Below are 11,795 nucleotides of genomic sequence, written 5' to 3'. Positions count from 1 at the left end.
GAAACTCTTGGCAACGCTCGTCGTCGACGTCAGAATCCGAGGCTATCCAGCAGGTCATCCACCTGGTCCTGACTGCTGACCACATCGACGGCTTGAGGATTGACCTGCGGCCCGTTCAGTAGAGACCCTTGCTGTGACGTTGACATCGCAGCCTGCTCACGGCGTTCGGATCCCTCGGGCGCGTTGTCGATCAGTACCTGGAGCAACTGCTGTTCGATCTCGTGGATCACCTCCATCATTCTCTTGATGACCTGTCCGGTGAGATCCTGGAAATCCTGCGCCATCATGATCTCGAGTAACTGCGCATTGGTGGCACTGGTCTGCTTCGGCACGGCCTGCAGATAAGAGCGCGTGTCCTTGACCAGTGCCTTGGCTTCGTCCAGCGCCTTGGGTTCGGCAAACCAGGCATCCCAGCGCTTGTCGAGGGCGACCGCCTCGCTCTCCAGCGCGTTCTGTAGAGGCTGTGCATGATCGATGGCATTGAGTGCGCGCTCAGCGGCCTGCTCGGTCATAGAAGCGACATAGCTGAGCCGGTCGCGGGCGTCGGGAATGGCCTGGGCCGCTTTTTCCACTTCCTTGTCGAGGCCCAGCTCCCGCATGTTTTCACGCAACATGCGGGTCAGGTGACCAATTCGATGGATCAGGTCATCGGGTGCTACGCTTTCGGCAACTCTGGTTTGAGGATTGGCACTACTCATGGTCTCCCCTCCCGAGGCGTTATTTGCCCAGCTTTTCGAAAATTTTATTGAGCTTTTCTTCGAGTGTCGCGGCAGTGAACGGTTTCACGACATAACCGTTGGCGCCCGCCTGGGCAGCCGCGATGATGTTCTCTTTCTTGGCCTCGGCCGTCACCATCAACACCGGCAACGACGACAGCTTCGGGTCCTGGCGAATCTCCTTTAGCATCTCCAGGCCGTCGAGATTGGGCATGTTCCAGTCGGAAACGACGAACTCGAAACCACCGGCCCGAAGCTTGGTCAGCGCTTCCTGACCATCCTCGGCCTCATCCACGTTCTCGAACCCGAGTTCCTTGAGCAGACTGCGGACGATCCGACGCATGGTCGGAAAATCGTCCACCACCAGAATGCTCATGTTCTTGTCAGCCATCGTCTGTCCTCATCGAATCGTTTGGCGAACCTGCTGGGATTTATCGGCAGCAGACCCATTCGCTTTATAAGTGCCGCTCAAACCCGCTGCGCGCGCCCCGCTGCATGCATCTGCTGGACCAGGTGCCCCGCGATGTCCGGCAGCCCAATGATCTCGGTCGCGCCACCCAGCGCAATGGCCTCCTTGGGCATACCGAACACCACGCAGCTCGCCTCGTCCTGCGCCACCGTGTGAGCACCGGCCTCGCGCATTTTCAACAGGCCCGCCGCCCCGTCGCGCCCCATCCCCGTGAGAATGACGCCCAGCGCGTTCCGACCGGCGCAGTCGGCCGCGGACTGGAACAGCACATCGACCGACGGGCGGTGCCGGTTGACGGGAGGGCCGTCGTCGAGCGCGATCACGTAGTTGGCTCCCGAACGGCTCAGGCGCATGTGCCAGTCCCCCGGGGCGATGTAGACATGTCCCGGCAGGACCCGCTCCCCGGCTTCAGCTTCCTTGACGGTCACACGGCAGAGGCGATCAAGCCTCTCAGCGAAAGAGCGGGTAAAACCGCCCGGCATGTGTTGGGTGATCAGCACTGCCGGGCTATTGGCCGGCAACGGCTCGATGACCTGGCGAATCGCCTCGGTTCCACCGGTCGACGCCCCGATGATGATGATCTTCTCGCTCGAGAGCATCGGCGCCTTCAGCACTTCACGTGGCGTGCCGGACCCGGCCGGACGATCCTGGCGCCGGGGCCTGGCCTGCGCGGCCGCCCGGATCTTGTCGGCGATCATCCCTGCGTATTCCAGCATGCCCTCCCGGATGCCGACTTCCGGCTTGGCAACGAAATCGACCGCCCCAAGCTCCAGCGCCTTGAGAGTAATTTCGGAACCGCGCTTCGTCAGGGAGGAGACCATGAGTACCGGCATCGGCCGCAGCCGCATCAGTCGCTCGAGGAAGTCCAACCCGTCCATACGAGGCATCTCGACGTCCAGCGTCAAAACGTCGGGATTGTGTTGCTTGATCAGATCGCGAGCCACGAGCGGGTCGGGCGCCGTGGCAACCACGGTCATGTCAGGCTGGTCATCGATGATCTTGGTCATCAAATCCCGTATGAGCGCCGAATCGTCGACGCATAGCACCTTGATTATCGGTTTCACCGTCACTCCTTAGCGCGAGGCATCCCCGGCATTGCTCGCGGTGACGGCGATGCCAACGTGTAGACGGTCTGCCCCCTCAAACGGAAAGCTTGGCTCAGAAAGGAGAAATTCTCCGAATGCCCCGCAAACAGCAGTCCATCCGGCTTCAACTGGCCTGCAAAGCGGCGCAGAATCTCGGTCTGGGTCTCCTTGTCGAAATAGATCATGACATTGCGGCAGAAGATGATGTCGAACGGCCCACTGCTCGACCAGGCACCGGTGACCAGATTGAGCGGCCTGAAATCGATCATCGCCGCCAGCTCGGGGCGCGCCCTGGCCTTGCCGGCACGGGCTCCACTGCCGCGTTGAAAAAACTGACGACAGCGGGCCTCACCGAGCTTTTCCACCGTTTCCAGCGGATACACTCCAGCCCGCGCCGTGTTCAACGCTTCGGTATCGATATCGGTTGCCAGGATTTTTACCTGGCCGGCGGCAGCGCCCAGCGTCTCCTTTACCGTCATCGCCAGCGAGTAGGGTTCCTCTCCGGTCGACGCGCCGGCACACCAGATCTTGATACCGGGGCCGCGACGACGCACCTCTTCGGCCAGTACCGGAAAATGGTGTGCCTCCCGAAAAAAGGCGGTCAGGTTGGTGGTCAGGGCATTGGTGAAAGCCTCCCACTCCTCGGAATCCGAACGGGCCTCGAGCCTGTCGAGATAGTCACCGAAGCGGGTCATGCCATGCAGCCGCAGACGCTTTGCCAACCGGCTGTAGACCATTTCACGCTTGTTGTCGGCCATGACGATGCCGGCACGGCGGTAGATCAGATCCCGAACCCGCTCGAAATCACGCAGAGTAAAATCGAGATCCCGAGTAAAACGCACGGCTCTGTCACCACCACTGTCGCCAGTACCGGGGGCTGAGAACATGACCGACTCGGTTTTCAAAATGCCTCCCACTCCTCATTGTCATCCGTCACGATACGGCGACCGGCGGCCGGTAGCCTGGCGGTAACCTCGGTGGGCCTCGCCAACTGCTGTGTCTCGTGGTGCTCACCGGGTTCGGGATTGCCGGACGGTGTCACACGTTCCTCGCCGCTGCCCGCCAGACGAAAGACCGCGATCGAGTGAGTGAGGTGCTCGACACTCGCGCGTAGCTCTGCAGCGGAGGATGCGGTCGTTTGCACGCGCTCCGCGTTCTGCTGGGTCACTTCGTCCATCTGCGCGACGGCCTGACTGATCTGCTCGATGCCGCTGGTCTGCTCCTCCGAAGCCGCGGAAATCTCGCTGATGATGTCGTTGACACGGGTCACGGCGTTGACGACTTCGTCGATAGATCCCTCGGCCTGACGCACCAGATCCGCGCCATGCCCCACCTCCTGGGTGGAGCTGTCGATAAGGTTCCGAATCTCTTTTGCGGCATCAGCACTACGGCTGGCCAGGTTCCGTACTTCGCCGGCCACGACTGCAAACCCTCTGCCCTGCTCACCAGCTCTCGCCGCCTCGACCGAAGCGTTCAACGCCAGAATGTTGGTCTGAAAGGCGATCGAGTCGATCACTCCAACGATATCGGCAACCTTGCGCGAGCTGTCGGTGATCCGTCCCATGGTTCCGACGACCTCACCCATGACCTGGCCGCTCCGCCGCACGGTATCGGTCGCGCCATTGGCGAGTTGGTTGGCCTGGCGGGCATTGTCGGCGTTCTGTTTCACGGTCGCCGTCATCTGTTCCATGCTGGTAGCGGTCTCCGCCAGTGACGCCGCCTGCTGCTCGGTACGCGAGGAGAGATCTTCGTTGCCACTGGCGATATCGCGAGTCGCCGGCGCCACCACGGCGACGTTCGAATTGACGTCGCCGACGATCGTCCCCAGGCTCTGGCGCATGCTGTTGAGTGCGCCGATCAAACGCCCGATTTCATCGTGGCTGCGTTGCCGCAGCGTCGCGCCCAGATTGCCCGAGGCGATCTGCAGTGCGAAATCCAGCGCTTCGCGAACCGGCTTTAGCGTCGCTCGAATCGTCGTCATGCCCACGATAAGCAACAGGATGGCCCCTGCCACCAGCAGCGAGAGCAGGATGATCATTGTGGTGCGCTGGGATTCGGCGGCGCTGACGGCCATGGCCGCGCCACTCTGGCGCTTCGCCTCGACCAGGACGTTGAGGTCGCTACTGATCTTGTCGCTGTTGGCCTGCAGCACATCGTTGTAAGCCACGTAGGATTGGTAGAAGTCACCACTATTGAGCGCCTCCATGACTCCCTTCAGCCCGTCGTCCCGATAACTCTCGAGATCGGCGGCAAAGGCTTCCGCCGCTTCAGTCTGATTGACCGGCCGGCCCTGGTAAAAGGCGCTCCAGGTAGCGTTCAATTCGTCGATGAGGGCATCGACTTGCTCGTTGATCGGAGCCAGGTCTGACGCCATCGGATTACTGACCGGCTTGGAGACGAGGTCGCGGCCTTTCGACATCAACTGATCGATCTTCTGCAGCCGGGCCAGATCCTCGAGGCCATTGGTGGTCAGTCGTTGCAGACGCTGTCCGTCTTCATGCAGTGCGTAGATCGATACGCCACCACTGACGACCAGCACGACCAAGGCCAGCGCCATCATCGAGATCAGCCGCCCTTTCAGAGAGCCCAGGCTGAGCCGACGAAGCGCGGGAACGAATCCCCGCGGCTTCAGTTCGCCACGATCGAGCCTAACGCCTCGCTTGCGCCCGGCCAGCAGCTGCGGGTAGTGCTTTTCCGCCAGTTGACGCGGCTTGTCGGCAACCCGGGTTCGCACGGAGGTGTAACCGGCAACCTTGCCGTCCTCGATGATGGGCGTGATCGTGGACTGAACCCAGTAATGGGATCCATCCTTGCGGCGGTTCTTGATCACTCCGGACCAGTTTTCGCCCCTCTCGAGGGTCTTCCACAGGTCGGCGAACGCCGCAGGAGGCATATCGGGATGACGAACGATGTTATGGGGCGCGCCGATCAGTTCTTCCCGACTGAAGCCGCTGACCTTAACGAAAGCCGGATTGGCGTAGGTGATGCGGCCTTTCAGATCGGTTCGCGAGATCAGGTAATCCGAGTCGCGCACCACGAATTCATGGTCGGTCACAGGTCGATTGTTTCGCATCGCAGCATCCCTGGTATTGTTATGCCCATCCGTAATCTGCCGGCGGGCATGAGGCAGACCAAATGTGATCGTTGCGGATTCTTATCGGCCGATCGATCACACTCTTGAGCCTTCCGCAGTAATACCCGCTTACGCGAGCTGCTCCACGTCATGGCGCTCCCGCTCGGCGTTGAGCCGCCATTGCGTCAATCCTGAATTATCTTCGGCATCGGTTGGCGCGACGCGATAATGCTCCAGCGTCGATTCGAGCTTGCGAGCCTGTCCCACCAGCGACTGGGAGGCATTGGCGGTCTGTTGCACCAGGGCGGCGTTCTGGCTGGTGACTTGATCGAGTTCGGTGATCGCCTGATTGACCTGTTCGATACCGCTGCGCTGTTCGCGGGAAGCGTTGGCGATCTCTTCCATCAGTCCACTGACGCTGGCCACGGAAGAGACGATCTCCTCCATGGCTCGGCCCGCCTGCTCGATCAGGGTGGCGCCACTATTGACTTGCTCGCCCGAGCCGGTGATCAGTGTCCGAATCTCTCTGGATGCCTCTGCGCTGCGGCTGGCCAGATTGCGGACTTCCTCGGCGACGACGGCGAATCCTCGTCCGGCAGAGCCGGCGCGCGCAGCCTCGACGGAGGCGTTCAAGGCGAGGATGTTGGTCTGGAAGGCGATGTTATCGATCATGTCGACGATCTCCGCCATCTGCCGCGAACCCTCCTGAATTTTCGACATCGTGGTCTCGATGTCGCACATCATCTCGCCACCCTGCTGGGCCCGTTCCCGGGTCTGTGTCGCGGCGCGGGTGGCCGTGTCGGCGTTGTCCGCATTGTGACGAACGGTCTGGGTCAACTGCTCCATGCTGGAGGCTGTCTCGACAATGGCGGCGGACTGCTGGTCGGTTCGTACGGCAAGATCCTGGTTGCCACCGGCGATCTGGCCGGCACCGACATTGACCCACTCGGCGCTGGCTCGGATGTCGGAGAAGGTCTTCGACAACCGCTGGCGCATGCTCTCTATCGCAAAAAGCAGGCTGTCGGTATCTCTGGCCTTGAGCACCAGCGCCTGGGAGAAATCACCCTCGGCGATTTTCTGGATGCTGTTGCGCGCGTGTCCCGGATCTCCACCCAGGCGCCCCAGCACGTTGCGTATGACCCAGGCCACGATCAGCGACAGCAAGCCGCCAATGGCTGCAATCAGCGCCAGGTAGACCGCGGCGCCATCGATCAGCGTGGCATCGATGTCGTCGACGTAGACCCCGGTGGCGATCTGCCAGTCCCACTGCGGTACGCGCATCACGTAGCTGAGCTTGTCGTACATCTCGTCGCCATCGCTGCGACGCGAGACGTAAGGCACCAGGCCGCCATCCGGCTGTTGTGCGGCCGCGAGCATCTCACGATAGAGATAGACGCCGTTGGGATCCTGGTAGTCCCGCATGCTGTCACCCACCGCGCGTCGCGGGTGCTCGACGATCTCGAGATTGGAATCGAAGACGAATATGTAGCCGTCGGCACCGAATCCGAGATGGGAGAGCGCGTTACGCGCCTGCTGCTTGGCGTCCGCCTCGCTCAGCTCGCCGCTTTCCGCCTGGCTGACGTAGCTGTCGACCAGCTGCTTGGCGCTGCCGATGAAGTACTGCAGGCTCTGGATACGCTGTTCCAGCAGGTTCTCCCGCATGGAGTAAAGCGACCATCCCGCCACCATGACCAGGCCGATCCACATCAATCCCAGCGTCGCCCACAGTTTGCGACGCATCGTCCACTCACGAAAATTCAGCATGACATCTTTACCCGGGTTGCTCGAAAGGTTGCTTGATGGTCGCCACGCTCGCTCCCCACGAAACCGCTCCTTCGAAGCGCGACAGCTCTCTTATCGGCCTGCCACTGGATCACCTTTATCTGCATTAGACCAAAGTCTCGAAATTGGACCGGTTTCTTCCGACAACAAAAAACCGCAGCCGAGGCTGCGGTCTTCCGGGACTTGCCGTACCTGACGATCAGGCGCTTTCGGCCGTCCGCTCCACCAGCTGCATCTCCTCGTGGGTCAGCAGCTTCTCGATGTCGACCAGTACCAGCATCCGATCCTCGAGGCTGCCGATACCGCTCAGATAATCCGAAGAGAGCGTGACACCGAACTCCGGCGCCGGCTTGATCTGGTCCGGGGCCAGGCTCATCACGTCGGAGACGCCGTCGACGACGATACCGACGATGCGATCATCGACGTTGACCACGATCACCACCGTCTGTCCGCCGTACTCGATCTTGTCGAGATGGAACTTCAGCCTCAGATCGATGATCGGGACGATGACCCCGCGAAGATTGGTAACGCCCTTGATGAACTCAGGCACGTTGGCGATCCGGGTGACGTTTTCGTAACCGCGAATTTCCTGCACTTTGAGGATATCGACGGCGTATTCTTCGTCCCCCAGGGAGAAAACCAGATATTCACTGCTCGCCGCGTCATTGGCGGGGGCGTTCGTGTTCGCTTGTGCACTCATGCTAGCGATACCTCTTGCAGGTGTTGATGTTTCGCCTCGTGACGCTGTTGCGATTTGCATCGGTCGAGGCGATGTAGATCGGCAATATCGAGAATCAGAGCCACGCTGCCATCACCGAGGATGGTGGCGGCGGAGATGCCCGGCACTTTGCGATAGTTGGTTTCGAGATTCTTGACCACGACTTGTTGCTGACCGACAAGGTCGTCCACCAGCAGGGCATAGCGACGTCCCTCGCCCTGCACGATGACCGCAATGGCCGCGGTCAATTCAGTCTTGGCGCCAGTCACGTCCAACGCGTGATGTAGAGCGATGATTGGGAGGTACTCATCGCGTACCTTGAGCAGTTGATCATCACCCGCCATCGAATAGATGTCATCGGTTTGCGGCTGCAGAGATTCGAGCACGGCGTTCAACGGCAACAGAAAGGTCTCGTTGCCGCATCGAATGGACATGCCGTCCAGAATCGCGAGCGTCAGCGGCAATACGATCCGGGTCGTCGTCCCCCGACCGGGCTTGCTCAGGATCTCGACGTGCCCGCCCATCTCCTGGATATTGCGTTTGACGACATCCATGCCGACCCCCCGCCCCGAGACGTCGCTGACCTGCTCGGCGGTGGAGAAGCCCGGCGCAAAAATCAGTTGCCAGACATCGTCGTCGCTCATGGAATCGGTAACGGCGAGACCGCTGGATCTCGCCTTGGCCAGAATCCTCTCACGGTTGAGCCCGGCGCCATCGTCGATCACCTCGATCAGGATGTTGCCACCCTGATGCTGGGCTGACAGGGTCAGGCGACCGGTCGGTGACTTGCCGGCCGCTTCGCGCTTGTCCGGGGACTCCAGGCCATGGTCCAGACTGTTCCTCACCAGGTGGGTCAAGGGGTCGATGATGCGTTCGATCAGGCTCTTGTCGAGTTCGGTGGACTTGCCCTCGGTCACCAGTTCGACATCCTTGCCCAGCTTGGCCGCGAGGTCTCGCACGAGTCGGGGAAAACGGCTGAAGACGTAATCCATGGGCATCATGCGAATCGACATCACCGATTCCTGCAGATCGCGCGCGTTCCTCTGCAGGAGATTCATGCCGTTGACCAGCGGTCCATGGGACACGATATCCAGATCGCTGGCCGTCTGCTCCAGCATCGACTGGGTGATGATCAATTCGCCTACCAGGTTGATGATCTGATCCACCTTGTCGACCGGCACTCGAATGGTGCTGGACTCGCTGCCTTTGGCACTTTTGCCGCTGGGCTTGCCGGGTCCGCGCGGCGGCGCGGCGCCCCCCGGTGCATCCTTATCCGTCTCGGAGAACGCTTGAGCCGCCGGGGAGGCCATTTCACTCACGGATGTCGCCGCGGGAGGCGCCGCGAGGTCTTCGACCGCCCCCGTGCCTTCCACCTCGATCGACAACTGCTCCGGCTCGATGATGAAACAGAGAACGGCCTCGATATCGTTCTGGGATTCGTTGCTATCAAGCAGCACCCGATACCGGGCGACATCACCGGACTGCGAGCTGATCGTCCCGAAGTGCTGAAGCTCCTCGACCAGCAGCTCCCGATCCTTGTCGCTGACGTTGGCCAACGTGATCGACAACCGCCGTGCGGCGGCCACCCCCACGTCATCGTGATCGATCTCGGCCTGCCCCGAATCGCCGGTATCCGGCGCCGGTTCTGGATCCGGCTTCGTCGTCTTTACCGCTTCGCCCTGCCCCAACTCATCGAGCGCCATCTGCTGCAACATGCGGGAGATGCGCTCGAACGCCTCCGCATCGGGCTCACCACCATTGCGATAGGCGTCCAGTTGGTCATGCAACATATCTTTGGTTTCCAGGAACGTGTCGACGATATCGCGCCGCAGTTTGAGTTCGCCACGCCGGGTATGGTCCAGCAGGTTCTCCAGCAGGTGGGTCGTTTCCTGCAGGACGGTAAAGCCAAAGGTACCCGCCCCCCCTTTGATGGAGTGTGCGGCACGAAAGATTGCGTTGAGATCTTCGCCATCCGGATCGTCGACATCGAGATCCAGCAGCAGACGTTCCATATCCGCCAGCAGCTCTTCGGCTTCTTCAAAGAACGTGTCGTAAAAATCAGAAATGTCCATGAGCACCTGCCATAGAAGCCCTACGAAAAGGGCGTGAACGCGTCTGCATCAAGTCGATGAACCTTGCCCGTTCTGCCCGCCCACCTCGACGCGACCGCCGGCGACTGGCGCGGGAATCTTCTCAGGAAAAGACGCCCGCTCTTGCTGTTCGATGGCCTGAGCCGCGCGATTGTCCAGTACCACTATGCTGATACGGCGATTGACGTCGTCGCTGGGACGAGTGTTGGGTAACGTAATGCGAGATCCCATACCAGCGACCCTCAGCAGCTTGTCGGGAGAGAGACCTGCCGCGATCAGTTCCCTCCTGGAGGCGTTGGCGCGATCGGCTGACAGCTCCCAGTTGCTGTACCCCTTTTCGCCCCCGGCGTAAGGAAGATCGTCGGTGTGACCACTGATGCTGATAGGGTTGGGCATCTCGTTGAGCACTGGCGCGATTCGGCGCAGAATCTTCTGCATGTAGGGCTCCAGCCGGTCGCTGCCAAGTTCGAACATCGGCCGTTTGTCGCTATCCACGATCTGGACGCGCAATCCCTCTGGCGAGAAGTCCATGCGCAATTGAGACCGCAACTCCTTGAGTTGCGGATCATTCTGGATCACGCTCTGGAGACGATCGCGCAGATAGCGAAGATTACGCTGCTCGTCGCTCGAGCGCGTCTGCTCACGCACGGTCACGCGACGCTCTTCACCGTCAGTCTTGGTCGGGTTGTCACCTCCACCCGGGATGGCGCTGGTACTGGCCGTGGTCTTGTCGCCACCGGTCAATGCCACGGCGAGAGGCGTGCGGAAGTATTCGGCAATATGTTCCAACTGGCTCGGGCTGGCCGTGGACAGAATCCACAACACCAGGAACAGGGCCATCAGCGCCGTCATGAAGTCGGCATAGGCGATTTTCCACGATCCTCCATGATGCGGCGCGGCCTGTACCCGCTTGCGCTTTATGATCAGTGGGCGTCGTTCACCACTCCCCCTCATGAGCCATCCGTCCCCGTACTGCGCAATGTCTGGCCGCTGGAGCGAACATGCTCCTCGAGCTCACTGAAGGAAGGTCTGACCGCGGTGAACAGCGCCTTCCGACCGAACTCCACGGCCAGTTGCGGTGCCAGGCCATTGAGACTGGCCATCAGCGTGACGCGGATGCACTGCAACATCTTGGTCGCCTCGCCGACCTGAAGATTGATGTGGTGCGCCACGGGCGTTACGAAGCCGTACGCCAGCAGGATCCCGGCAAAGGTACCGACCAATGCCTGCGCAATCATCTGCCCCATGACGCCGGCCCCCTGATCCGCCGACCCCAGGGCATGTACGACTCCCATGACGGCAGCCACGATCCCGAAAGCCGGTAGTCCATCTCCGACGGCCGATAGCGAGTGAGACGGCATTTCCGCCTCGTGCTGAAACGTCTCGATCTCGTGCTCCATCAACGCATCGATCTCGAACGGATCCATGTTCCCGCTCACCATCAAACGCAGGTAATCGGTCAGGAACGCCATGATCATCGGATCCGAGAGGATTTTCGGGTAATCCGCGAAGATGGCGCTATCCTGCGGCGAGTCGATATCGCGCTCGATCGCCAGCATGCCATCCCGCCGTGCCTTGGTCAGAAGCCGGTACTGGAGCGCCATCAGCTCCATGTACATCATCTTGTTATAGCGTTTTGTACGTTTGAGCTTCGAGAACGAACGCAGAGTCGCCTTGATCGCCTTGCCGTTGTTGGCGCACACGAAGGCGCCGAGTGCAGCCCCGATGATCATGACGAACTCGGCGGGCTGGACGAGGGCGCCGAGGTGGCCGCCGATCGCAACGTAGCCACCGAACACGCTACCCAAGACGATGATGTAGCCGAATAAGATCAGCACGGAAATACTCCCGTATACAGTACA

Annotated in this window: 10 protein-coding genes; all 10 read right to left on the bottom strand. The window is 60.8% G+C overall.

What is annotated here, in order from left to right; all coding sequences use genetic code 11:
• Positions 1 to 29: 29 nt before the first annotated feature.
• The 10 genes from cheZ to motA all read right to left on the bottom strand — a co-directional run bounded on the left by cheZ (position 30) and on the right by motA (position 11,771).
• Positions 30 to 698 carry a protein phosphatase CheZ gene (gene cheZ, locus F0A16_RS12475; RefSeq protein ID WP_149435722.1) on the bottom strand — a complete coding sequence of 223 codons (669 nt, stop codon included), beginning with the start codon at positions 696 to 698 and terminating at the stop codon, positions 30 to 32.
• Between the two features lie 19 nt (positions 699 to 717).
• Positions 718 to 1,107, bottom strand: a complete 390-nt coding sequence (cheY, locus tag F0A16_RS12470; protein ID WP_110599394.1) for a chemotaxis response regulator CheY — start codon at positions 1,105 to 1,107, stop codon at positions 718 to 720.
• 77 nt (positions 1,108 to 1,184) lie between these two features.
• Entirely contained in the window at positions 1,185 to 2,249 is a 1,065-nt protein-coding gene (locus F0A16_RS12465; protein ID WP_149435721.1) for a protein-glutamate methylesterase/protein-glutamine glutaminase, read from the bottom strand.
• Between the two features lie 2 nt (positions 2,250 to 2,251).
• Positions 2,252 to 3,157 carry a CheR family methyltransferase gene (locus F0A16_RS12460; protein WP_149435720.1) on the bottom strand — a complete coding sequence of 302 codons (906 nt, stop codon included), beginning with the start codon at positions 3,155 to 3,157 and terminating at the stop codon, positions 2,252 to 2,254.
• Between the two features lie 14 nt (positions 3,158 to 3,171).
• Positions 3,172 to 5,343: a methyl-accepting chemotaxis protein gene (locus F0A16_RS22125; RefSeq protein ID WP_149435719.1), complete on the bottom strand. Its 2,172-nt coding sequence runs from the start codon at positions 5,341 to 5,343 to the stop codon at positions 3,172 to 3,174.
• Positions 5,344 to 5,472: 129 nt separating this feature from the next.
• Positions 5,473 to 7,083, bottom strand: a complete 1,611-nt coding sequence (locus F0A16_RS12450; protein WP_187775994.1) for a methyl-accepting chemotaxis protein — start codon at positions 7,081 to 7,083, stop codon at positions 5,473 to 5,475.
• A 241-nt stretch (positions 7,084 to 7,324) separates the two neighbouring features.
• Positions 7,325 to 7,825: a chemotaxis protein CheW gene (locus tag F0A16_RS12445; RefSeq protein WP_149435717.1), complete on the bottom strand. Its 501-nt coding sequence runs from the start codon at positions 7,823 to 7,825 to the stop codon at positions 7,325 to 7,327.
• Positions 7,822 to 9,915, bottom strand: coding sequence for a chemotaxis protein CheA (cheA, locus tag F0A16_RS12440; protein WP_149435716.1), 2,094 nt, complete (start codon positions 9,913 to 9,915; stop codon positions 7,822 to 7,824). Before cheA ends, F0A16_RS12445 begins: the two co-directional genes overlap by 4 nt.
• A gap of 48 nt (positions 9,916 to 9,963) precedes the next feature.
• On the bottom strand, positions 9,964 to 10,887 hold the full coding sequence (motB, locus tag F0A16_RS12435; RefSeq protein ID WP_149435715.1) for a flagellar motor protein MotB: 924 nt from the start codon (positions 10,885 to 10,887) through the stop codon (positions 9,964 to 9,966).
• Complete coding sequence (motA, locus tag F0A16_RS12430; RefSeq protein ID WP_149435714.1) at positions 10,884 to 11,771, bottom strand: flagellar motor stator protein MotA; 888 nt, start codon at positions 11,769 to 11,771, stop codon at positions 10,884 to 10,886. The genes motB and motA overlap by 4 nt, the downstream gene beginning before the upstream one ends.
• Positions 11,772 to 11,795 lie beyond the last annotated feature (24 nt).

This window comes from Salinicola corii, assembly GCF_008298015.1.
Taxonomy (GTDB): Bacteria; Pseudomonadota; Gammaproteobacteria; order Pseudomonadales; family Halomonadaceae; genus Salinicola; species Salinicola corii.
This window is presented reverse-complemented; position numbering and strand designations above follow the sequence as displayed.

Coding starts and splice junctions, on each gene's coding strand:
- F0A16_RS12445 (WP_149435717.1), bottom strand. CDS start 7,825: ATGAGTGCACAAGCGAACACGAACGCCCCCGCCAATGACGCGGCGAGC.
- F0A16_RS22125 (WP_149435719.1), bottom strand. CDS start 5,343: ATGCGAAACAATCGACCTGTGACCGACCATGAATTCGTGGTGCGCGAC.
- cheZ (WP_149435722.1), bottom strand. CDS start 698: ATGAGTAGTGCCAATCCTCAAACCAGAGTTGCCGAAAGCGTAGCACCC.
- cheA (WP_149435716.1), bottom strand. CDS start 9,915: ATGGACATTTCTGATTTTTACGACACGTTCTTTGAAGAAGCCGAAGAG.
- F0A16_RS12450 (WP_187775994.1), bottom strand. CDS start 7,083: ATGCGTCGCAAACTGTGGGCGACGCTGGGATTGATGTGGATCGGCCTG.
- motB (WP_149435715.1), bottom strand. CDS start 10,887: ATGAGGGGGAGTGGTGAACGACGCCCACTGATCATAAAGCGCAAGCGG.
- F0A16_RS12460 (WP_149435720.1), bottom strand. CDS start 3,157: ATGTTCTCAGCCCCCGGTACTGGCGACAGTGGTGGTGACAGAGCCGTG.
- cheY (WP_110599394.1), bottom strand. CDS start 1,107: ATGGCTGACAAGAACATGAGCATTCTGGTGGTGGACGATTTTCCGACC.